The sequence below is a fragment of the Streptomyces sp. NPDC014861 genome (assembly GCF_043081625.1).
Taxonomy (GTDB): domain Bacteria; phylum Actinomycetota; class Actinomycetes; order Streptomycetales; family Streptomycetaceae; genus Streptomyces.
The window spans coordinates 37,095-58,206 of record NZ_JBIBWV010000023.1 but is presented as its reverse complement, the minus strand read 5'-3'; the positions used below and the strand labels follow the sequence as shown (position 1 = coordinate 58,206).

Annotated in this window: 21 protein-coding genes; 17 read left to right on the top strand and 4 right to left on the bottom strand. The window is 72.3% G+C overall.

Features of this window, described 5'->3' with window-relative positions; all coding sequences use genetic code 11:
* Window positions 1-70 precede the first annotated feature (70 nt).
* The 4 genes from ACF1BN_RS30940 (at window position 71) to prcA (ending at window position 2,513) form a co-directional block, all read left to right on the top strand.
* Entirely contained in the window at window positions 71-283 is a 213-nt protein-coding gene (locus ACF1BN_RS30940; RefSeq protein ID WP_053194491.1) for a ubiquitin-like protein Pup, read from the top strand.
* A 64-nt stretch (window positions 284-347) separates the two neighbouring features.
* Complete coding sequence (locus ACF1BN_RS30935) at window positions 348-923, top strand: endonuclease VII domain-containing protein (RefSeq protein WP_392334944.1); 576 nt, start codon at window positions 348-350, stop codon at window positions 921-923.
* Complete coding sequence (prcB, locus tag ACF1BN_RS30930; protein WP_392334892.1) at window positions 875-1,714, top strand: proteasome subunit beta; 840 nt, start codon at window positions 875-877, stop codon at window positions 1,712-1,714. Before ACF1BN_RS30935 ends, prcB begins: the two co-directional genes overlap by 49 nt.
* Before the next feature lie 46 nt (window positions 1,715-1,760).
* On the top strand, window positions 1,761-2,513 hold the full coding sequence (prcA, locus tag ACF1BN_RS30925; RefSeq protein ID WP_392334891.1) for a proteasome subunit alpha: 753 nt from the start codon (window positions 1,761-1,763) through the stop codon (window positions 2,511-2,513).
* Window positions 2,514-2,575: 62 nt separating this feature from the next.
* Here prcA and ACF1BN_RS30920 read toward each other — a convergent pair whose 3' ends face one another.
* Entirely contained in the window at window positions 2,576-3,595 is a 1,020-nt protein-coding gene (locus ACF1BN_RS30920) for a LacI family DNA-binding transcriptional regulator (RefSeq protein ID WP_392334890.1), read from the bottom strand.
* Window positions 3,596-3,741: 146 nt separating this feature from the next.
* Here ACF1BN_RS30920 and ACF1BN_RS30915 point away from each other — a divergent pair, with 146 nt between their 5' ends.
* The 12 genes from ACF1BN_RS30915 to ACF1BN_RS30860 all read left to right on the top strand — a co-directional run bounded on the left by ACF1BN_RS30915 (window position 3,742) and on the right by ACF1BN_RS30860 (window position 17,055).
* Window positions 3,742-5,013, top strand: a complete 1,272-nt coding sequence (locus ACF1BN_RS30915; protein ID WP_392334889.1) for an MFS transporter — start codon at window positions 3,742-3,744, stop codon at window positions 5,011-5,013.
* A gap of 69 nt (window positions 5,014-5,082) precedes the next feature.
* The gene (gene pafA / locus ACF1BN_RS30910) at window positions 5,083-6,444 is read left to right on the top strand and encodes a Pup--protein ligase (protein WP_392334888.1); all 1,362 of its coding nucleotides are present in this window, start codon (window positions 5,083-5,085) and stop codon (window positions 6,442-6,444) included.
* A 118-nt stretch (window positions 6,445-6,562) separates the two neighbouring features.
* Window positions 6,563-7,501 carry an FKBP-type peptidyl-prolyl cis-trans isomerase gene (locus tag ACF1BN_RS30905; RefSeq protein WP_392334887.1) on the top strand — a complete coding sequence of 313 codons (939 nt, stop codon included), beginning with the start codon at window positions 6,563-6,565 and terminating at the stop codon, window positions 7,499-7,501.
* 96 nt (window positions 7,502-7,597) lie between these two features.
* Window positions 7,598-7,978 (top strand): FKBP-type peptidyl-prolyl cis-trans isomerase, encoded by a 381-nt coding sequence (locus tag ACF1BN_RS30900; protein WP_392334886.1) that lies wholly within the window; start codon window positions 7,598-7,600, stop codon window positions 7,976-7,978.
* Between the two features lie 128 nt (window positions 7,979-8,106).
* Window positions 8,107-9,063 (top strand): helix-turn-helix transcriptional regulator, encoded by a 957-nt coding sequence (locus tag ACF1BN_RS30895; protein ID WP_392334885.1) that lies wholly within the window; start codon window positions 8,107-8,109, stop codon window positions 9,061-9,063.
* Between the two features lie 16 nt (window positions 9,064-9,079).
* Window positions 9,080-10,033 carry a helix-turn-helix transcriptional regulator gene (locus tag ACF1BN_RS30890; RefSeq protein ID WP_392334884.1) on the top strand — a complete coding sequence of 318 codons (954 nt, stop codon included), beginning with the start codon at window positions 9,080-9,082 and terminating at the stop codon, window positions 10,031-10,033.
* A gap of 82 nt (window positions 10,034-10,115) precedes the next feature.
* Window positions 10,116-10,364 carry a hypothetical protein gene (locus ACF1BN_RS30885; RefSeq protein ID WP_392334883.1) on the top strand — a complete coding sequence of 83 codons (249 nt, stop codon included), beginning with the start codon at window positions 10,116-10,118 and terminating at the stop codon, window positions 10,362-10,364.
* A gap of 284 nt (window positions 10,365-10,648) precedes the next feature.
* The gene (locus tag ACF1BN_RS30880) at window positions 10,649-10,846 is read left to right on the top strand and encodes a hypothetical protein (protein ID WP_392334882.1); all 198 of its coding nucleotides are present in this window, start codon (window positions 10,649-10,651) and stop codon (window positions 10,844-10,846) included.
* Between the two features lie 186 nt (window positions 10,847-11,032).
* Window positions 11,033-11,329, top strand: coding sequence for a Sec-independent protein translocase subunit TatA (gene tatA, locus ACF1BN_RS30875; protein ID WP_392334881.1), 297 nt, complete (start codon window positions 11,033-11,035; stop codon window positions 11,327-11,329).
* A gap of 127 nt (window positions 11,330-11,456) precedes the next feature.
* Window positions 11,457-12,368 (top strand): twin-arginine translocase subunit TatC, encoded by a 912-nt coding sequence (gene tatC / locus ACF1BN_RS30870; protein WP_392334943.1) that lies wholly within the window; start codon window positions 11,457-11,459, stop codon window positions 12,366-12,368.
* Between the two features lie 316 nt (window positions 12,369-12,684).
* Window positions 12,685-15,513 (top strand): DEAD/DEAH box helicase, encoded by a 2,829-nt coding sequence (locus tag ACF1BN_RS30865; RefSeq protein ID WP_392334880.1) that lies wholly within the window; start codon window positions 12,685-12,687, stop codon window positions 15,511-15,513.
* Between the two features lie 168 nt (window positions 15,514-15,681).
* Window positions 15,682-17,055, top strand: coding sequence for a cytochrome P450 (locus ACF1BN_RS30860; protein ID WP_392334879.1), 1,374 nt, complete (start codon window positions 15,682-15,684; stop codon window positions 17,053-17,055).
* 193 nt (window positions 17,056-17,248) lie between these two features.
* Here ACF1BN_RS30860 and ACF1BN_RS30855 read toward each other — a convergent pair whose 3' ends face one another.
* On the bottom strand, window positions 17,249-18,118 hold the full coding sequence (locus ACF1BN_RS30855) for a hypothetical protein (protein ID WP_392334942.1): 870 nt from the start codon (window positions 18,116-18,118) through the stop codon (window positions 17,249-17,251).
* 210 nt (window positions 18,119-18,328) lie between these two features.
* On the opposite strand from ACF1BN_RS30855, the gene ACF1BN_RS30850 reads away from it, so the two are divergent.
* Window positions 18,329-18,982 carry a MerR family transcriptional regulator gene (locus ACF1BN_RS30850; RefSeq protein WP_392334878.1) on the top strand — a complete coding sequence of 218 codons (654 nt, stop codon included), beginning with the start codon at window positions 18,329-18,331 and terminating at the stop codon, window positions 18,980-18,982.
* Window positions 18,983-19,042: 60 nt separating this feature from the next.
* On the opposite strand, the gene ACF1BN_RS30845 is transcribed toward ACF1BN_RS30850, so the two are convergent.
* Complete coding sequence (locus ACF1BN_RS30845) at window positions 19,043-19,891, bottom strand: siderophore-interacting protein (RefSeq protein WP_392334877.1); 849 nt, start codon at window positions 19,889-19,891, stop codon at window positions 19,043-19,045.
* 99 nt (window positions 19,892-19,990) lie between these two features.
* Window positions 19,991-20,911, bottom strand: coding sequence for a 5'-3' exonuclease H3TH domain-containing protein (locus tag ACF1BN_RS30840; protein ID WP_392334941.1), 921 nt, complete (start codon window positions 20,909-20,911; stop codon window positions 19,991-19,993).
* Window positions 20,912-21,112 lie beyond the last annotated feature (201 nt).

The following is a 21,112-nucleotide window of genomic DNA, read 5'->3' as shown; positions in this document are numbered from 1 at the left end:
GACCCGGATTGTAGGGTCTGATCTTGTAACGGACTCAACCGAGCGGGCCGATTCGAGCGGGGTGAGGGATATGGCGACCAAGGACACCGGCGGCGGACAGCAGAAGGCGACGCGTTCCACGGAGGAGGTCGAGGAGACCACCACGGAGGCGAGCTCCGACCTCCAGGAGCGCCAGGAGAAGCTGAGCGAAGACGTGGACTCCGTCCTCGACGAGATCGACGACGTCTTGGAAGAGAATGCCGAGGATTTCGTGAGGTCATTCGTGCAAAAGGGTGGACAGTAAGGTCGCCTCGCCTTCGAATCGAAGGTGAGTGGGGGGGCTCGTGGTCAATTCGGTGCCGCAAGGCATGAAGCGGTGCTCACGCTGTCGCCGGGTGCAGTCGCGCGATGCATTCGCCGGCAACCGTGCCATGCGGGATGGATTGCAGGCGTACTGCCGGGAGTGTCAGGCCGCGCACTACAAGGCGCGGCAGGAGGCGGCGGGGCGGACGGTGCGGGTCAAGGTGCCCGTGCCGTCCGGCCACAAGCGGTGTCCCCAGTGCGTGGAGGTCAAGCCCCACGCGGACTGGGAGCCGAACAAAACCAGCTCGGACGGTTGGTCCAGCTATTGCCGGGCGTGTCGGGCGCAGCGTAATCGAGCCAGCTACTTCAAGCGTAAGTACGGCATCACCGAAGCCCAACGTGATCAGATGATCGCCGACCAGGGCGGGGTCTGCGTGATCTGCCAGGAGGGTCCGGCGGAACATGTGGATCACGATCATCGGACGGGTAAGGTCCGAGGCGTACTGTGCTTCAGCTGCAACGCGGCTCTGGGGCAGCTCAAGGATCGGCCAGACGTCATCAGGCGTGCAGCCGCTTATGTGGAAGGAAACCTGTGGAACCCAACACTCGTAGCACAGGGCGTCTACCGGCAGCCTTCCTGACGCCGGGGTCCTCGTCCTTCATCGACTTCCTCGCCGACCACTCGCCGGAGATGCTGCCGGGCAACCGGAAGCTGCCGGACGGGATCGTCGAGGCGCCGCACGGCACCACCATCGTGGCGGCCACGTTCCCGGGGGGCGTGGTGCTCGCGGGTGACCGGCGGGCCACCATGGGCAACATGATCGCCCAGCGGGACATCGAGAAGGTGTTCCCGGCGGACGAGTACTCCGCGGTCGGCATCGCCGGCACCGCGGGCCTCGCCGTCGAGATGGTCAAGCTCTTCCAGCTGGAGCTGGAGCACTTCGAGAAGGTGGAGGGCGCCACGCTCTCCCTGGAGGGCAAGGCGAACCGCCTCTCCACCATGATCCGGAGCAACCTCGGCATGGCCATGCAGGGCCTCGCCGTCGTCCCGCTCTTCGCCGGCTGGGACGAGGGCCGCGAGAAGGGCCGGATCTTCTCCTACGACGTCACCGGCGGACGCTCCGAGGAGCACGGCTACGCCGCCACCGGCTCGGGTTCGATCTTCGCCCGCGGCTCCATGAAGAAGCTGTACCGCGAGGACCTCACCGAGCAGCAGGCGACCACGCTGGTCGTGCAGGCGCTGTACGACGCCGCGGACGACGACTCGGCGACCGGCGGCCCGGACCTGGCCCGCCGCATCTTCCCGATCGTCACCGTCATCACCGACGAGGGCTTCCGCAGGCTCTCCGAGGCGGAGTCCTCCGAGCTCGCCCGTTCGATCACCGAGCGGCGTCTGGAGCAGCCGGACGGACCGCGCGCCGCCCTGCTCTGATCCGCACGTCGCCCCCTCACAGCCCAGAAGAAAGGGACGAGCGCCGGTGTCCACACCGTTCTACGTCTCACCCCAGCAGGCCATGGCCGACCGCGCGGAGTACGCCCGCAAGGGCATCGCGCGCGGCCGGAGCCTCGTGGTCCTCCAGTACGCCGACGGCATCGTCTTCGTCGGCGAGAACCCGTCCCGCGCCCTGCACAAGTTCAGCGAGATCTACGACCGCATCGGCTTCGCCGCCGCGGGCAAGTACAACGAGTACGAGAACCTGCGCATCGGCGGCGTCCGCTACGCCGACCTGCGCGGCTACACCTACGACCGGGACGACGTCACCGCGCGCGGCCTGGCGAACGTCTACGCGCAGACCCTGGGCACCATCTTCTCCAGCGCCGGCGAGAAGCCGTACGAGGTGGAGCTGGTCGTCGCCGAGGTCGGCACCGAACCGACGGGCGACCAGATCTACCGGCTGCCGCACGACGGCTCCATCGTGGACGAGCACGGCTCGGTCGCGGTCGGCGGCAACGCGGAGCAGATCAGTTCCTTCCTGGACCAGCGGCACCGGGACGGCATGTCGCTCGCGGAGGCGTTGAAGCTGGCCGTGCAGGCGCTCTCCCGGGACACCAACGGCACGGAGCGGGAGATCCCCGCCGAGCGCCTCGAGGTGGCGGTCCTGGACCGGACGCGTCCGCAGCAGCGCAAGTTCAAGCGGATCGTCGGCCGCCAGCTGGTCCGTCTCCTGGAGGCGGACAACGCGGCCCTGGCGAAGACGGACGAGCCCTCGGACGAGGCGTCCGAGGAGTAGTCGAGCCCGCACGCGGAGGGGCCCGGTCCACCAGGACCGGGCCCCTCCGCGCGTTCCGGGGCTCAGGCGGCGGGTGCCGGGCCCGTGGAGCCGCGCGGGACCAGCTCGACGGGGAGGACGTCCGAGCGGGCCGGTTCGCCCGCCAGGACGGCGAGCAGCGCCTCCATGCCCCGGCGGCCGAACTCCTCGGCGGGCAGGCGGACCGTGGTCAGCTCCGGTTCGACCGCCGTGGCCAGCGCCATGTCGTCGAAGCCGGTGACCGACAGGTCCTCCGGGACGCGCAGGCCGAGCCGGAGCGCGGCCTTGCAGACGCCGGCCGCGAGGATGTCGTCGTCGCAGATCACCGCCGTGGGGCGGGTCCCGGGCCCCGCGAGGGCCGCACCGGCCGCCTCCCGCGCCGCCGCGACGGTGAGCGGCGACCGCACGGTGCGGACCTCCGCGCCCCGCAGGGCGTGCGCGAGCGCCGCGGCCCGGACGTCGAAGGTCCACGAGGGGGCCGCCGAGGCCAGGTGGAGGAAGCGGCGGTGGCCGAGGCCGAGGAGGTGGGCGGTGACCAGCCGCATGCCCTCGGCGACGTCGAGGTTGACGCGGGCCGCCGCGCCGGCGCCCGCCGGGTCGCTGTCGAGCATGACGAGCGGCAGGTCGCTGCCGCGGAAGGCGTCCAGGGCCTCGGTGGCCATGGAGGAGGCGAGCACGCCGTCCAGGGCCGCCTGGGCCGAGGCGAAGGGGTCGCGGGCGGGGCCGACGCCGTCGGGGGAGGGGTAGAGGACGACGCCGAAGCCGTGCTCGGCGGCGACGGCCGCCGCGCCGGTGTACACGTGCGCGAAGAACTCGTTGGTGAGCGCGGGCACCACGAGCAGGGCGGTGCGGGTGCGGCCGAGGCGCAGGTTGCGGGCGGCGAGGTTGGGCCGGTAGCCGAGCTCGCGGGCGGCGTCCCGGACGGTGCCCGCCGTGCGCTCCGACACACGGCCCCGCCACTTGCCGCCGAGGACGAGGGAGACGGTGGCCTGCGAGACGCCCGCCGCCCGGGCCACGTCCCTGCTGGTCGGACGGGGGGCGCCGGGGGGTTCGGTGGTCTGCACAGGGCCTCCGCGTCGGACGCTGGTCGGTGGGGCGCTGGTCGGTGGGGCGCGGGCGCGGGGTGGACCCGCGTCACGCCGCCATGGTACGTATGACGACGCAAGTTATACGTAAAACCTCGGCGTGAGCCGACGGAGGGGAGACCCGCATGGCCACCGAGGCCACGGCACACGGCGGCTACCGCGACATCCTGCGGGCGCCGCACGCGCTCCGCCTGCTCACCGGCACCCTGGTCGGCCGGCTGCCCAACGGCACCGGCCCCGTGGCCATGACCCTCTTCGTCCGCGACCAGGGCGGCGGCTACACCCTCGCGGGCGGCCTCGTCGCCGCGTACGGCGTCGCCAACGCCCTCGGGCAGCCGCTCCTGGGCCGGGCCGTCGACCTCAAGGGCCAGCCGCGCGTCCAGCTCCCGGCCGCCGTCCTCTCCGCCCTCGGCATGGCCCTCTTCGCCCTCGTCGGCATCGGGAACCTCCCCCTCGCCTACGCCGCCGTCGTCCTCGCCGGACTCTTCACCCCGCCCCTGGAGGGCGGACTGCGGGCGCTCTGGCCGAGCGTCCTCGGCCGGGAGGACCGGGTCCACCGCGCGTACGCCCTCGACGCGGTCGCGCAGGAGATCATGTTCACCGTCGGACCGCTCCTGGTGACCCTCCTGGTGGCCCTGCAGTCGCCCGCCGCCGCCCTCCTGGTCATCAACCTCCTCGGGGTCCTCGGGGCGCTCTCCGTGGTCCTCTCCGAGCCGTCCAGGACCTGGCGCTCCGCACCCCGCGAGGCCCACTGGCTGGGCGCGCTGCGCTCGCCCGGCCTGCTCGCCCTGCTCGGCTCGTTCTTCTTCGTCGGACTGGCCCTCGGCTCCATCACGGTGGCCGCCGTCGCCTACGCCGACGACCGCGGCACCCCGTCCGTCTACGGCTGGCTGATGGCCGCCCTCGGCCTCGGCGCGCTCCTCGGCGGCGTCCTCTACGGAGCGCGGCAGTGGGCCGGCGCGCCCGAGCGCCGGCTGCGCGTCCTGGTCGCCCTCCTCGCGCTCTGCTACCTGCCCCTCACGCTCACCCCGGGGCCGGTCGCCATGGCCGCCCTCTCGGCCCTCGCGGGCGTCTTCCTGGCCCCCGTCCTCGCCTGCGCGTTCATCGTGGTGGACCGGCACGCCCCGGCCGGCACCGTCACCGAGGCGTTCTCCTGGCTGGTCACCACCTTCGGCGTCGGCGCCGCCCTCGGCTCGGCCGCCGCGGGACCCGCCGTCGAACTCTCAGGGACCGTCGCCGGTTTCGCCGTGGCCGGCGCGGGCGGCCTCGCCGCCCTGCTGGTGCTGCTCGCCACCGGCCGGGTCCTGAACGACCCCGACGCGCCCGGCCGCCGGACGCGACACGCCGCGGGCGGGGGCGCCGCCGGCCCCGTGCACAGCGAAAAGAACGCCCTCTGATCGGAAAATGATCGAAACGGGAACGTCCAACCCGGTTTCAGCACACGCCGTCAGGCGTAATGTTCAGTCATGGACCGCCGCATTTTCGGGCTGGAGAACGAGTACGGCGTCACGTGCACGTTCAGGGGACAGCGCCGACTGTCTCCTGACGAAGTGGCGCGGTACCTCTTCCGCCGAGTCGTGTCATGGGGCCGCAGCAGCAACGTCTTCCTGCGGAACGGCGCCCGCCTGTACCTCGACGTGGGTTCGCATCCGGAATACGCCACACCGGAATGCGACGACCTGATCGAACTCGTCACCCACGACAAGGCCGGCGAGCGCATTCTCGAAGGTCTTCTCGTGGACGCCGAACGCCGCCTGCACGAGGAGGGAATCGCGGGCGACGTCTATCTCTTCAAGAACAACACCGACTCCGCCGGAAACTCCTACGGCTGCCACGAGAACTATCTCGTCGCCCGCCACGGAGAGTTCTCCCGCCTCGCGGACATCCTCATCCCGTTCCTGGTCACGCGTCAGCTGATCTGCGGCGCGGGCAAGGTGCTCCAGACCCCGCGCGGCGCCGTCTTCTGCGTCTCCCAGCGCGCCGAGCACATCTGGGAGGGCGTCAGCTCCGCGACCACCCGCTCCCGGCCCATCATCAACACCCGGGACGAGCCGCACGCCGACGCCGAGCGCTACCGCCGGCTCCACGTCATCGTCGGCGACTCGAACATGTCGGAGACGACCATGCTCCTCAAGGTCGGCGCCACCGACCTCGTGCTGCGCATGATCGAGGCCGGCACGGTGATGCGCGACCTGACCCTGGAGAACCCGATCCGGGCCATCCGCGAGGTCAGCCACGACATCACCGGCCAGCGCAAGGTGCGCCTGGCCAGCGGCCGCGAGGCGTCCGCGCTGGAGGTGCAGCGCGAGTACTTCGACAAGGCCTCCGACTTCGTCGACCGCCGAGGTATCCGCTCCGGCACGATCGCCCAGGTCCTCGAACTGTGGGGCCGCACGCTCGACGCCATCGAGCAGGAGGAGCTGGACCGCATCCAGACGGAGATCGACTGGGTGATGAAGTACAAGCTCATCGAGCGCTACCGCGCCAAGCACAACATGACCATGTCGAACCCGCGGGTCGCCCAGATAGACCTCGCCTACCACGACATCCACCGCCGCCGCGGGCTCTACTACCTGCTCCAGAAGAACGGGCAGGCGGCGCGGATCTGCAACGACGTGAAGATCTTCGAGGGCAAGTCCGTGCCCCCGCAGACCACCCGGGCCCGGCTCCGCGGCGACTTCATCCGCCGCGCCCAGGAGCAGCGCCGGGACTTCACGGTCGACTGGGTCCACCTCAAGCTCAACGACCAGGCGCAGCGGACGGTCCTGTGCAAGGACCCGTTCCGCTCGGTCGACGACCGGGTGGAGAAGCTGATCGCCGGTATGTAGGACGATCACAAGAGCAGGTCGGGGCCCCGTGCGTGCGACGCGCGGGGCCCTGGACGTCACAGCCGGGTCCCCTAGAGTGTCCGGACAACTACTGTGCCGTCTGAGATCTGAGGAACACGTGCGCCGACTTGCCGGCCTTCTCGTCGTCCCGCTGCTGCTGCTCTCCACAGCGGCGTGCGGCAACGAGACCAAGGGCTCCGATAACGCCTCGATGACCAACGGGCTGCCCGCCATCACCGCGGGCGAGAAATTCGGCGAGAAGCCGACCCTGTCCAAGGGCGAGGGCGACCCGCCCAAGGAGCTCAAGGTCAACGTGATCAGCGAGGGCGACGGCCCGGTCACCAAGGACGGCGACGCCCTCCAGGTCAACTACCTCGGTCAGACCTGGGACTCGACGACCCCCTTCGACAACAGCTTCGACCGCGGTGAGCCCTTCACCCTCACCCTCGGCGCCGGTCAGGTCATCAAGGGCTGGGACCAGGGTCTGAAGGGCCAGAAGGTCGGCAGCCGCGTCGAGATCGGCATCCCGCCGGAGCTCGGCTACGGCGAGCAGGGCTCCCCGCCGAGCATCAAGGGCGGCGCCACCCTCGTCTTCGTCGTGGACATCCTGAAGGCGACCACGATCCCGAAGTCCGCCGAGGGCACCGTCGTCGCCCAGGAGAACAAGGACCTCCCCAAGGTCGGCACCAACACCGACGGCAAGGCCCCCTCGCTGACCGTGCCGAAGACCGACGCGCCGAAGACGCTCGTCTCGAACTACGTCATCGAGGGCAAGGGCGAGGTCGTCAAGCCCACCGACACCCTGACCGTCCAGTACCAGGGCGTGCTCTGGAACGGCACGCCGTTCGACAGCTCCTACGAGCGCGGCGGCACCCCGGTCAGCTTCCCGCTCTCGGGCGTCATCCAGGGCTGGAGCAAGGGCCTGGCCGGCAAGAAGGTCGGCAGCCGCGTGCTCCTCGTCGTCCCGCCGGCCGACGGCTACGGCGACCAGGAGCAGGGCAAGATCCCGGCCAAGTCGACCCTGGTCTTCACGGTCGACATCCTCGCCAAGCAGTAGCGGGTTCCCGCGCGATCCGGCCCGCCGCACGGTAGGTTGTCCGGGTCGCGCGGGCCATCGTCCGCGCGGTCACACCCGTATGAGGAGCACACTGCAGTGAGCATCGAGAAGCCCGAGGTCGACTTCCCGGGCGGCGAGCCGCCGGCCGACCTGGAGATCAAGGACATCTGGCCGGGCGACGGCGAGACCGCCGAAGCCGGTGACACGGTCAACGTCCACTACGTCGGTGTCTCCTTCGACTCCGGCGAGGAGTTCGACGCCTCCTGGAACCGCGGCACCCCGCTGGAGTTCCCGCTCGGCGTCGGCATGGTCATCAAGGGCTGGGACAAGGGCGTCCAGGGCATGAAGGTCGGCGGTCGCCGCCAGCTGATCATTCCCCCGCACCTGGCCTACGGCGACCAGGGCGCCGGCGCCAAGATCGGCCCCGGCGAGACGCTGATCTTCGTCTGCGACCTCGTCGGCGTGAAGAAGGCCTGACCGGCCCCACGAGCGCGACCGAGGGCCCCCGCCTCCGCGGCGGGGGCCCTCGGCTTTTGTCCGGAGACCCCGGGGCGGTACGGTCGGACGTCCGAGAACGGAACCGGGGAAGAGGGTGCAGGGCGTCCATGGCGATTGCCAAGGCCGAGCGGCTCATGAATCTCGCGCTGTGCCTGCTCGGGACGCGTCGCGCGCTCAGCAAGCGCGAACTGCGCGGCTCCATCGAGGCGTACCTGGAGGCCAGCGGGGACGAGGCCTTCAACCGCATGTTCGAGCGGGACAAGGACGACCTCCGCGAGCTCGGCCTCGTCATCGAGACCGTCGAGAACCTCGACGGCGAGACCGGTTACCTCGCCCGCCGCGACTCCAACCGCCTCCCGCCCATCACCCTGGACGCCGAGGAGGCCGCCGCGCTCGGCCTCGCCGCCCGGGTCTGGCAGCAGGCCCGCCTCGCCGGAGCCGCCAGCGGCGCCCTCCAGAAACTGCGCGCGGCCGGCATGCCCGAGGCCGAGGACACGTACGAGATCCAGCCCAGCGCCCTGGAACCCCGCATCCCGGTGCACGAGGCCGCCTTCGAGCCGCTGATGCTCGCCTGCCGCGACCGTCGCCCCGTGGTCTTCGAGTACCGCAAGGCCAACGCCGCCCGCCCCGAGCCCCGCCAGGTCGAGCCCTGGACGCTGGAGTGCTGGCGCGGCCACTGGTACCTGGCGGGCTGGGACCGCGATCGCGGCGCCGAGCGCGTCTTCCGCCTTTCCCGCATCACCGGCAAGGTCCGCTCCCGGGCCGGCGCCTTCACCGCGCCCGTGCCCGACGCCGTCACCGTCCGCGAGACCGTGGAGAGCTGGGCGGGGGAGACCGCCACCCGCTCCGCCCGGATCCGCCTCCGGACCGGCTGCGGCTACCCGCTGCGGGCACGTGCCGTCGAGGTGCGCGAGGGCGCCGACGGCTGGGACGAGCTGGAGATCCCGTACGGGCACGGCCTCGACGCCTGGCTCGTCGAGTTCGGCCCCGACGTCGTCGTACTGGAACCGGCCGACCTGCGGGCCGACGTGGTGGAGCGGCTGCGCGCCGTCGCCAAGGGCTGAGGGGGAGACGAACCGCATGGCTGCCAACGCGATCGACCAGACGAGGCGGATGCTCTCCCTCGTCACCTACCTCCGCGAGCGTCCCGGCGCCCACGTCGCCGACGTGGCCCGCGCCTTCGGCATCACCGAGGACGAGCTCATCTCCGACCTCGACGTGCTGCCCATGTGCGGCACCAGCTTCCGGGGCGGCGACCTCCTCGACATCGACACCGACGGCGACCGGATCTGGTGGCACAACCCGGACGACGTCGCCGAACCTCTCCGGCTCGCCGCCGACGAGGCCACCGCGCTGCTCGTCGCCGCCCGCGCCGTCGCCACCCTGCCCGGACTGCGCGAGGGCGACCGGGACGCGCTGCTCCGGGCCACCGCCAAGCTGGAGGCCGCCGCCGGCGAGGCCGCCGGCGCCAGCGCCCGTCTCTCGGTCACCTTCGAGTCCGAGGGCGGCGTCTTCGCCGAGGTCGACCGGGCCATCTCCGAGCGCAAGCGGCTCTGGGTGCGCTACTACTCGCCCGCCCGCGACGAGCTCACCGAGCGCGAGGTCGACCCCATCCGCCTCTTCGCCGTGGGCCACACCTACATGGAGGCGTGGTGCCGCCTCTCCGAGGCGCGCCGCACCTTCCGCCTCGACCGGGTGGCCGAGATCCGGATCCTGGAGGAGGCCGCCGCGCCTCCGGAGCTGGAGCTGCGGGACCTGTCCGAGGGGCTGGTCCAGCCCTCGGCCGACGACCCCGAGGTGGTGGTCGAGGTCGGACCCGGCGGGCGTTGGGTCGCCGAGTACTACCCGCACGACCGGGCCGAGGAACTGCCCGACGGCTGTATGCGGATCACCCTGCGCACCCCCGACCCGGCCTCGCTGAAGCGGCTCGCGCTGCGGCTCGGCAGCGACGGGCGGATCGTCTCGCCGGCCGGTCTCGCCGAGAGCGCCCGAGCGGCGGCGACCGCCGCGCTCGCGGCGTACGAGGGTGTGTGAGGCGTCCTCGTAGGACGCCGGGGGGCGTGGGCGTGGGCTCGGGGGAGGCCCGGGGAGTTCGAGACAGGGAGAGTCAAGGGAAATGTCCGTGATGTCTGGTCTGTCGGTGACCCCGGTCCTCTTCAAAGCCGCCTGCCCCGACTGCCGCTGCCGCTTCGAACTCGCCGCCGGCGCCCTGCGCCTGGCCATCGGAGCCAGCCGCCGCACCACCTTCTACTCCTTCACCTGCCCCGAGTGCGGCAGCGCCGTCCGCAAGCCGGCCGGCGAACGCATCGTCGAACTGCTCACCGGAGGCGGCGTCCGCACCCTCCGCCTCCACACCACCGGCTGAACCGCGCCGCCCTCGGCCCCCGGAGCCGCGCCCTCCGTCTCCGTGATCCACCGGGGCCGCGACCTCGGTCCCCGTGTCCCGCCGGGGCCACGCCCTCCGCCTCCGGTCAAGGCCGGAGCCGCGCCCTCCACTCCTGCGTCCCGCCGGGGCCGCGCCCTCCGTCTCCGGTCAAGCTCGGGGCCGCGCCCTCCACCCCCGCGTCCCGCCGGAGCCGCGCCCTCCACTCCCGGTTCGGCGCCCGTACCCCGCACCTCGTCCCTCGCCCCACGGACTAGGCTCGGCACATGTTCTGGCCCATGCTCGCGATCGCCCTCGGTTTCCTCGGCCTCGCCGTCCTCGGCGTCCTCGCCGTCAAGGTCTTCCTGGAGGTCCGGCGCCTCGGCCGTCAAGTGGCCGTCACCACACAGCGCATCCAGCGCGCCGCCGACGACCTGGAGAACGCCGCCGCCGGGCTGGCCCGAACCGGCCGTTCCCTGCCCTGAGTCCGCTGCCCTACGCTGCCCTGATCACCCCAGATCAGAGGTCCACGGACGCAATCGGGAGTATGCACGGGCATTGCCCGACGTTTACTCCTGCGGGTTACGATCGCAGACAGCGCGGTGGCCGGACGCATGTCCGACCGGCCGGGCACGCACCCCAAGCCGCCTCGGTGAGAAGAGAGACCAGCCATGTTCCGTCAGATCGGTCCCCTTGAGATCAGCCTCATCCTGTTGGTCGTCGTGCTCCTCTTCGGCGCCAAGAAGCTCCCGGAGATGGCCCGCTCCCTCGGCAAGTCGGCCCGCATCCTGAAGAGCGAGGCCAAGGCCATGAAGTCGGAGAACCAGGACGCGGCCACGCCCGCCGAGGCCCCGGCCGCCCCCGCCGACCCGGCCGCGCCCGTCGCGCCGCGCACCATCAAGGCCGCCCCCGGCGACGTCACCGGCGGCCGTCCCGTGACCGAGGCGTCGGACACCACCCAGCGCTGACCCGGTCCGCCCAGCGCCGCACCGTTCGCCCCGCACGTACGCCGCCCAGCGGCCTGCCCGCACGAGATGAGGACGTGGGTTGCCGAAGTCTGCCCGCATGAACAAGGAGAAGGATCCCGAGGGGCGCATGCCGCTCGCCGATCACCTCCGCGAGCTGCGCAATCGCCTGGCCAAGGCGATGCTGGCGATCGTCGTCGCCTCCGTGGTGGCGGTGTTCTTCAGCCAGCAGCTGATGGATTTCCTTTCGTCCCCCGTGCCGAAGTGCGCCCCGAACAGCTCCGTCGCCGACAACACCGGCGGACGCTGCGTCGTCCTCGCCTACCAGACCATGCTCTCCCCCTTCACCTCCACGGTGAAGGTCGTCATGCTGGCCGGCCTCATCGCGTCCAGCCCGGTCTGGCTCTACCAGCTCTGGGCCTTCATCGCGCCCGGTCTCCACAAGAGCGAGAAGAAGTACACCTACTGGTTCGCCGCCATCGCCGTGCCCCTCTTCGCGGCCGGCGCCTACACGGCGTACCTGATCATGCCGGTGAGCATCCGGGTCCTCATCAGCATCACCCCCGAGGTCGCCTCCAACTTCCTCTCCCTCGACGACCTCCTGGACTTCACCACCAGGATGGTGCTCGTCTTCGGCCTCGCCTTCGAGCTGCCCCTGCTGCTGATCATGCTCAATCTCACCGGCGTGGTCACCGGCAAGCGCATGGCCGGCTGGTGGCGAGCCATGGTGATGGGCACCTTCGTCTTCGGAGCCGTCGCCACCCCCTCCACGGACCCGCTCGGCATGATCGCCCTAGCCGGACCGATCATCGTCCTGTACTTCATCGCCGTCGGCTTCTCCCTGCTGAACGACCGGCGACGGGCCCGCCGCGACCCCGACGCCGAGCTCTCCGACGACGAGGCCTCGGTGCTCCACCACACGCCCGAGCCCGTCGGCGCCCTCGACCCCGTCCCCTCCCCCCGTGCCCTGCCCGAGCAGGCCACCGGTGACACCGACGGGGCCCGGGCCCACCGCACCGGCGGTTACGACGACATCACCTGACGCAGGCGGCGACGAGGCCCCCGGACCGGAGTCCGGGGACCTTCGTCATGCCCGGCGCCCTCACTCTCCGCGTCCGTCCCGCCGCCATCCGTCCACCGGCCCCGCCACCGCCTGTCCACCGGGCCCCGCCGTCAGCTGTCCACCGCCCCGCCACCACCCGTCCACCGGGCCCCGCCGTCACCTGTCCACCGTCCCGCCGTCACCCGCTCACCGGGCCCCGCCACCGCCTGTCCACCGGGCCCCGCCGCCACCCGCTGCGCGGACCCCGATAAAGATCGCGTCACTGTCGGAGGGGGCGGGTAGGCTCGATGACAAGATGACAGAGGACCTCACCCCAGCCGAGGCGTACGCCGCCGCCCTCGCGCGCAACGCAGAGCAGGCCACCGCGCTGGCCCCCTTCCGAGAGATGTACGAATTCGGACTGGACCCGTTCCAGATCGAGGCGTGCCAGGCTCTCGAAGCGGGCAAGGGCGTGCTCGTCGCCGCGCCCACGGGCTCCGGCAAGACCATCGTCGGCGAGTTCGCCGTCCACCTCGCCCTCAGCCAGGGCCGCAAGTGCTTCTACACGACCCCCATCAAGGCGCTGTCGAACCAGAAGTACGCCGACCTCGTCAAGCGGTACGGCAACGACAAGGTCGGCCTGCTCACCGGGGACAACAGCGTCAACGGCGACGCGCCCGTCGTCGTCATGACCACCGAGGTCCTCCGCAACATGCTCTACGCGGGGTCCCAGGCGCTGTCCGGCCTCGGCTACGTCGTCATGGACGAGGTCCACTACCTCTCCGACCGCTTCCGCGGCGCCGTCTGGGAGGAAGTGATCATCCACCTCCCCGAGTCGGTCACCCTCGTCTCCCTCTCCGCCACCGTCTCCAACGCCGAGGAGTTCGGCGACTGGCTCGACACCGTGCGCGGCGACACCGAGGTCATCGTCTCCGAGAGCCGCCCCGTCCCCCTCTGGCAGCACGTCCTCGCCGGCCGGCGGATGTACGACCTCTTCGAGGAGGAGACCGACCACGGCGGCCGCGGCGCCTCCCGCCGCGAGGTCAACCCCGACCTCCTCCGTCTCGCCCGCACCGAGAACTCGCGCACGTACAACCCCCGCGACCGCCGCCGCGGCAAGATGATCCGCGAGGCCGACCGCGAGCGCGAGCGCCGCCAGCGCTCCCGCATCTGGACCCCCGGCCGCCCCGAGGTCATCGAGCGGCTCGACGCCGAGGGCCTCCTCCCCGCCATCACCTTCATCTTCAGCCGCGCCGGGTGCGAGGCCGCCGTCCAGCAGTGCCTCTACGCCGGCCTCAGGCTCAACGACGACGCCGGCCGCCTCCGCGTCCGCGAGATCGTCGAGGCCCGCACCGCCTCCATCCCCGACGAGGACCTGCACGTCCTCGGCTACTACGAATGGCTGGAGGCGCTGGAGCGCGGCATCGCCGCCCACCACGCCGGCATGCTCCCGACCTTCAAGGAGGTCGTGGAGGAGCTCTTCGTCCGCGGCCTCGTCAAGGCCGTCTTCGCCACCGAGACGCTCGCCCTCGGCATCAACATGCCCGCCCGGTCGGTCGTCCTGGAGAAGCTCGTCAAGTGGAACGGCGAGCAGCACGCCGACATCACCCCGGGCGAGTACACCCAGCTCACCGGCCGCGCCGGCCGCCGGGGCATCGACGTCGAGGGCCACGCCGTCGTCCTCTGGCAGCGCGGACTCGACCCCGACCACCTCGCCGGCCTCGCCGGCACCCGCACCTACCCGCTGCGCTCCAGCTTCCGGCCCTCCTACAACATGGCGGTCAACCTGGTCGACCAGTTCGGCCGGCACCGCTCCCGGGAGCTCCTGGAAACCTCCTTCGCACAGTTCCAGGCGGACCGCTCCGTCGTCGGCATCTCCCGCCAGGTCCAGCGCAACGAGGAGGGTCTGGACGGCTACCGCGAGGGCATGACCTGTCACCTCGGCGACTTCGAGGAGTACGCGCGGCTCCGCCGCGACCTCAAGGACCGGGAGACCGAACTCGCCAAGCAGGGCGCCGCCCAGCGCCGCGCCCAGGCCGCCGCCTCCCTGGAGAAGCTGAAGCCCGGCGACGTCATCCACGTCCCCACCGGCAAGTTCGCCGGCCTCGCGCTCGTCCTCGACCCCGGCATCCCCGCCGGCCGCACCAACGGCCACCGCGGCTTCGAGTACCACGACGGGCCCCGGCCCCTCGTCCTCACCGCCGAGCGACAGGTCAAGCGCCTCGCCTCCATCGACTTCCCCGTCCCGGTGGAAGCCCTGGAGCGGATGCGCATCCCCAAGACCTTCAACCCCCGCTCCCCGCAGTCCCGCCGCGACCTCGCCTCCGCCCTGCGCTCCAAGGCCGGGCACATCAACCCCGACCGGCACCGCAAGCAGCGCTCCGGCGCCGCCGACGACCGCGAGATCGCCCGCCTGCGCACGGCCATCCGCGCCCACCCCTGCCACGGCTGCGACGAGCGCGAGGACCACGCCCGCTGGGCCGAGCGCTACCACCGCCTCCAGCGCGACACCAAGCAGCTGGAGCGGCGCATCGAGGGCCGGACCAACACCATCGCCCGCACCTTCGACCGGATCGTCGCCCTCCTCACCGAGCTCGACTACCTCCGGGCCGACGAGGTCACCGACAACGGCAAGCGGCTCGCCCGCCTCTACGGCGAACTCGACCTGCTCGCCAGCGAATGCCTCCGCGAAGGCGTCTGGGAGGGGCTCGCCCCCGCCGAACTCGCCGCCTGCGTCTCGGCCCTCGTCTTCGAGGCCCGGCAGGCCGACGACGCCGTGGCCCCGAAGGTGCCCGGCGGGCAGGCCAAGGCCGCGCTCGGCGAGATGGTCCGCATCTGGGGCCGCCTCGACGCCCTGGAGGAGGAGTTCAAGATCAACCAGGCGGAGGGTGTCGGCCAGCGCGAACCCGACCTCGGCTTCGCCTGGGCCGCCTACCAGTGGGCCTCCGACAAGAGCCTCGACGAGGTGCTGCGCGAGGCCGAGATGCCCGCCGGCGACTTCGTCCGCTGGTGCAAGCAGGTCATCGACGTCCTCGGACAGATCGCCGCCGCGGCGCCCAAGGAGAACAGCACGGTCGCCAAGAACGCGCGGAAGGCCGTGGAGTCGCTCCTGCGCGGAGTGGTCGCGTACAGCTCGGTCGGCTGACGCACCCTCACATCGCTGTGGAAGGGCCCGTGGTGGGGACACCACGGGCCCTTTCGTCTGAAGCGCGGCGGTTGTCCACAGGTGGTTGTCCACAGGGGTGGCGCGCCGCCGCGGCCTCCGCTTGCATGGACTCGTACACAGGGAGAGCGAGTGGGGGAGGGGACGTACGTGACCACGCACGCCGGCGCCGACGCGGGGATCACCATCACCGAGGGACCACGCGGAGTGCCGCTCCTCGGCAACCTCCCCGCCTTCGGGAAGGACCCCCTCGCCTTCTTCGAACAGCTGCGGGACCGGGGCGACTTCGTCCGCTGGCGCTTCGGCCCCAGCCCCGCCCTGTTCATCGCCCACCCGGACGCCATCGGCGAACTCCTCACCGAGGTCGAGAGCACCTTCGACCAGCCCGACCTGGGCATCGCCATCCGCACCCTCCTCGGCAACGGCGTGGTCGTCGCCAAGGGCCGTGACTGGCGCCGCAAGCGCTCCCTCGTCCAGCCGTCCGTCCGCCCCAAGCAGGTCCGCTCCTACGCGGCCACCATGGCGGAGTGCGCCGTCGCCCTCGCCGACCGCTGGACCGACGGACAGCGGATCGACATCAAGAAGGAGATGGCCGCCCTCACCCAGCTCATCGCCGTCCGCACCATCTTCGGCGCGGACACCGCCGCGGACGCCGAGGCCATCGGCCGGGCCATGGACATCGCCCAGCAGGAGATCGGGGCCGAACTCAGCGGCATCGGAGCCCTCCTGCCCGACTGGATCCCGACCCCCGGCCGCGCCCGCGTCAAGCGGGCCACCGCCGTCATCGACGCCGAGGTGGCCCGCGTCGTCTCCCGCCACCGCGACGGCGGAGAGGACCGCCCCGACCTCCTCAGCCGGCTCCTCACCGCCCGGGACGAGACCGGCGCCCACCTCTCCGACCGCGAGATCCGCGACGAGACGGTCACCCTCTACATCGGCGGCCACGAGACCACCAGCTCCACCCTCGTCTGGGCCTGGTATCTCCTCTCCCGAAACGAGAAGGCCCGGCGGGCCCTCACCGACGAGCTCGACCGCGTCCTCGCCGACCGCGAGCCCGGTCACGACGACTACGCCTCCCTCACCTACGCCCAGGCCGTGGTCAAGGAGACCCTCCGCCTCTACCCCACGATCTGGCTCCTCACCGGCATCGCGAAGGAGGGCGCCACCCTGGGCGGCACCCCGATCCCGCCCGGCACCCGCGTCTGGTCGAGCCAGTGGTCCACCCACCGCGACCCCCGCTGGTACGCGGACGCCGACACCTTCCGCCCCGAGCGCTGGCTCGCCGGCGACGAGGGCCGGCCGGCGGAGGAGATTCCCGAGTACGCCTGGTACCCCTTCGGCGGCGGCCCCCGCGTCTGCCTGGGCACCCGTTTCGCCCTGGTGGAGGCCGTGCTCGTCCTCGCGGTCCTCGCCCGCCGCTACGACCTGGACGTGGACCCCGAGGAGATACGCCCGGTCCCGAGCCTCACGCTCCAGCCGGACCGCGAGGTGCGGGCCACGGTCCGCGCGCGGGGGCGGGGGTGAACGCCCGGCGGGTCGGGGGTGCTTGAGGCCCGGGTGGGCGGGGTCGAGGAGTGCGGCCGCGACGGGTCACGCCGAGGGCCCCGGGGCGACGAGTGCGGCGGAGACGGGTCAGGTCCGGGAGTCGGGGGCGCCGTGTGTGGCCGGGGCCGGTCACGCCGAGGGCCCTGGGTCGCCGAGTGCGACGGAGGCCGGGTCACGTCCGGGAGGGAGCTCCGCGGAGTGTGAGGAGCGTGGCGGTGACGGTGAGGGCGGCGATCGTGGCGGCCGCGACGAGGGTGGTGGCGTCGGGGGCGAGGAGCGGCTGGCCGCGCAGGGCCTGCCAGGCGAGGAGGGCGAAGACGGCGGCGTAGGCGGCGGAGGCGGTGAGGACCAGGCGGAGGCGGAGCCGGGGGTCGGCGAGGCGGGGGGAGCGGGGGGCCAGGGCGGCCACGACGAGGAGGACGAGGGGGAGCAGCTGGAGGGCGTGCATGCCGAAGAAGTGGGCGACGCGGAGGTCGCCGCCGGTGCTGGCCCAGCCGGTGACCGGGAGGGAGGGGCCGCCGTCCGGGACGCCGACGCTGTGGGCGCCGAGGATCGGCGGGTCGGTGGCGGTGAGTTGGTCGGGGGTGGGCCGGACCATCAGGAAGCCGACGGCGGCGCCCGCGAGGGCGATCAGTGAGGAGAGGCGGACCGCCCAGGCGGTGGCGCGGTCGAGGATGCGGGCGCGCAGCAGGAGGACGGCGATGGTGAGGGCGGCCAGCCAGAGGACGACCACGGTGAGGCCCATGATCTGGAAGACGGCGCCGTCGAACGGGGTCTCCTGGTTGAAGTGGCTCTGCCGGCCGCGGACGACCTGAAGGGTGATCAGGACCATTTCCAGGACGCCGGCGGCCGTGACGACGGTCCCGGCCCACCAGCCCGTCCGGCGCCCGCGCGGCAGCAGGCTCAGCATCCAGGCGAGCGACAGCGAGTAGGCGACGAACGACACGGCGAACTTGAAGGGCTTGGCCCAGATCGGGGCGCCGACCAGGGTCCGGTCGTCGAGCAGGATCCCGCCCGCGCTGACGAGGGTGAAGAGACCCATCGACGCGGCGAACCAGAGGAGCGGCCGGTGCAGGCGGCCGTCCGGGGGCGGGGAGGTGGAGGTGGACGCGGGCATGGGTGTGCGCGTGGACATACGGATCCCCCCGTAGTCGATATGGATAGTGGCGCTTGCCGCTATCTGATAGTGCCACTATCTATGATGGAGGGGAGCCCGGCAAGGCCGGAAAGGCAGGGGAAAGGTGAACGCGCGGTGCGCATCGGTGAGTTGAGCCGCAGGACCGGGGTCTCGGTGCCCACGATCAAGTTCTACGTGCGGGAGGGGCTGCTCCCGGCCGGCCGGCTGACGAGCCCGAACCAGGCCGCGTACGAGGAGACGCACGTGCGGCGGCTCCGCCTGATCCGCGCCCTCATCGACGTGGGCGGGCTGTCCGTGGCGGCCGTGCGCGAGGTGATCGCCGCCGTGGACGACACCGGCCGGCCCGTGCACCGCCTGCTGGGTGAAGCGGCCGAGCGCATGGTGCCGCGGTACGGCGGCGAGACCGCCGCGGGGGAGGAGGAGGTTCTCGCCGAGGCGCGCGAGCGGGTCGCCGGGTTCATCGAGGAGCGCGACTGGCGCTGCCACGCGGACAGTCCGGCGGCCGAGGCGCTGGCCGTGGCGCTCGCCGCGCTGGAGTCGGTCGGGCACGAGCGGTTCGGCGAGGTCCTCGGCGCCTACGCGGACGCGGCCGAGCGGGTCGCCCGGGCCGACCTCGAGTACGTCGCCCGCCATGTCGCCCGCGAGGAGCTGGTGGAGAGCGTCGCCGTCGGCACGGTCCTCGGCGACGCGCTCTTCGGCGCGCTCCGCCGGCTCGCCCAGATCGACGCCTCGTCCCGCCTCTTCGGCGGCAAGGGGCGGCTGGAGTGAGACGCGGGAGGGGGCGGGAGCCGTGTCGGCTCCCGCCCCCTCCCGGGTGTGCGCGGACGGTCAGACGGTCTGCGAGGGCTCCTGCTCCCGCTCCACCTGCTCGTTCCACTCGCGCTTGATCGCCCGCCACGCCTCGTCGGTCTTGCCCAGGCGCCAGTAGCCGGAGATGGACAGCCGCTCACGATCGACCTGGCGCTCCACCCGCAGGTGGCGGCGGAGCTCCTTCACGAAGCCGGCCTCGCCGTGCACGAAGGCGTGCACGTCGCCCGCCGGGAAGTCCAGCTCCCGCACGGCCGCGACGAGCGCCTCGCCGACCGGGCGGCCGGCACGGCGCAGCCAGGTCACCTCGATGCCGGCCTCGGTCGCGAACTTCTGCTCGTCGGCCTCGTCCTCGATCTCGACGAAGGCGTGCACCGTCGCCCCGGCGGGCAGCCGCTCCAGCGCCACCGCGATCGCCGGCAGCGCGCTCTCGTCGCCGACGAGGAGGTGCCAGTCGGCCGCCGGGTCCGGCGCGTAGCCACCGCCGGGGCCGAGGAACCTGACCGTCTCGCCGACCTGTGCACGGGCCGCCCAGGGGCCCGCCAGGCCCTCGTCGCCGTGGACGACGAAGTCCAGGGTCAGCTCACGGTGGACCGGGTCCCAGGCGCGCACGGTGTACGTACGCGTGGTCGGCCACTCCTCGCGGGGCCGCTCGGCCCGGATCCGCTCCATGTCGAACGGCTCCGGGTAGCTCACCCCCTCGGGGGCGAAGAGCAGCTTGACGTAGTGGTCGGTGTAGGTGTCGGCGTCGAAGCCGTCCAGGCCGGGGCCGCCGAGGACGACCCTGACCATGTGCGGGGTGATCCGCTCGGTGCGCACCACCTGCGCTTCGGTGGCCCTGGGGGCCTTGCGGGCCGGCTGCTCTGCCACGGCGGGACTCTCCTGACTGCGCGGGGCCTGTCGGTGTGCGGTCGTGCCGCGTGGCCCACCCGGAACTTAGGTATGCCTAAGCTAGCACCCCTCGGTCGGTCACGTCCCGGTACGGCCGCCCGCGAGCACCGGCAGCAGCCGGGCCACCGCCCCGCCGAGGTTCCAGCGGACCGCCAGCTCCTCCAGCGCCGCCGGGTCCCGGGGAGCGGCGGGCAGCGCCGGGTCGAACTCCGGCAGCCGCACGTCCCGCGCGACCCGGACCACGGTCGGCGCCACGTCCAGGTAGGCCGACGCCTCCACGATCCCGCGCCGCTTGGCCGGGGTGAGCTTCGAGGTGCGGTCCTCGGCGGCGGCCCGGACGCCCGCCAGGTCGCCGTACTCCGTGATCAGCTGCGCGGCCGTCTTCTCGCCGATGCCCTTCACGCCGGGCAGGCCGTCGCTGGCGTCGCCGCGCAGGGCGGCGAAGTCGGCGTACTGGTCCGGCCGGACCCCGTACCTGGTACGGATCAGCTCGTCGTCCACGAGATCGCAGTCGCCGACGCCCTTGCGCGGGTACAGCACCCGGACGGCCCGCTCGTCGTCGACGAGCTGGAAGAGGTCGCGGTCGCCGGTGACGATGTCCACCGGGCCCTTCGCCCGCTCCGACAGCGTGCCGATCACGTCGTCCGCCTCGTAGCCCGCCGCGCCGATCCGGGCGATGCCGAGCGCCGCGAGCACGGACTCGATCACCGGGACCTGCGGGGAGAGGGTGTCGGGGATCTCCTCCTCGTCCGGCCCGGTCTCCGTCTCCTCGGCCACCCGGTGCGCCTTGTACGAGGGGATCAGGTCCACCCGCCACTGCGGCCGCCAGTCGTCGTCCCAGCAGGCCACCAGATCGTCCGGCCGGTGGTCCTGGACCAGCCGGCCGATGAAGTCGAGCAGCCCCCGCACGGCGTTCACGGGCGTCCCGTCCGGGGCCCGGACGGAGTCCGGCACGCCGAAGTACGCGCGGAAGTAGAGGCTGGCGGTGTCCAGAAGCATCAGGCGTCGCGTCACCCCCCGATCATGCCCCACCCCACCGACAGCCGGGCGGAACCGCCGTCTCCGACGGTGCCCGTGACCCCCGTCACCTTTGCGTTTGTATCCGGAGGGCCGGGGCAGGGGCGTGCCCGGAGCGAACCCGGTAAGGGGCCCTGAAGCAGGGGCCCCGTACGCGACGGGTGTGCGGGCAGATCCCGCCGC

Coding starts and splice junctions, on each gene's coding strand:
- ACF1BN_RS30895 (WP_392334885.1), top strand. CDS start 8,107: ATGGCGATTGCCAAGGCCGAGCGGCTCATGAATCTCGCGCTGTGCCTG.
- ACF1BN_RS30865 (WP_392334880.1), top strand. CDS start 12,685: ATGACAGAGGACCTCACCCCAGCCGAGGCGTACGCCGCCGCCCTCGCG.
- ACF1BN_RS30840 (WP_392334941.1), bottom strand. CDS start 20,911: ATGCTTCTGGACACCGCCAGCCTCTACTTCCGCGCGTACTTCGGCGTG.
- ACF1BN_RS30890 (WP_392334884.1), top strand. CDS start 9,080: ATGGCTGCCAACGCGATCGACCAGACGAGGCGGATGCTCTCCCTCGTC.
- ACF1BN_RS30915 (WP_392334889.1), top strand. CDS start 3,742: ATGGCCACCGAGGCCACGGCACACGGCGGCTACCGCGACATCCTGCGG.
- ACF1BN_RS30880 (WP_392334882.1), top strand. CDS start 10,649: ATGTTCTGGCCCATGCTCGCGATCGCCCTCGGTTTCCTCGGCCTCGCC.
- ACF1BN_RS30885 (WP_392334883.1), top strand. CDS start 10,116: ATGTCCGTGATGTCTGGTCTGTCGGTGACCCCGGTCCTCTTCAAAGCC.
- pafA (WP_392334888.1), top strand. CDS start 5,083: ATGGACCGCCGCATTTTCGGGCTGGAGAACGAGTACGGCGTCACGTGC.
- ACF1BN_RS30855 (WP_392334942.1), bottom strand. CDS start 18,118: ATGGGTCTCTTCACCCTCGTCAGCGCGGGCGGGATCCTGCTCGACGAC.
- tatC (WP_392334943.1), top strand. CDS start 11,457: ATGCCGCTCGCCGATCACCTCCGCGAGCTGCGCAATCGCCTGGCCAAG.
- ACF1BN_RS30940 (WP_053194491.1), top strand. CDS start 71: ATGGCGACCAAGGACACCGGCGGCGGACAGCAGAAGGCGACGCGTTCC.
- tatA (WP_392334881.1), top strand. CDS start 11,033: ATGTTCCGTCAGATCGGTCCCCTTGAGATCAGCCTCATCCTGTTGGTC.
- ACF1BN_RS30935 (WP_392334944.1), top strand. CDS start 348: ATGAAGCGGTGCTCACGCTGTCGCCGGGTGCAGTCGCGCGATGCATTC.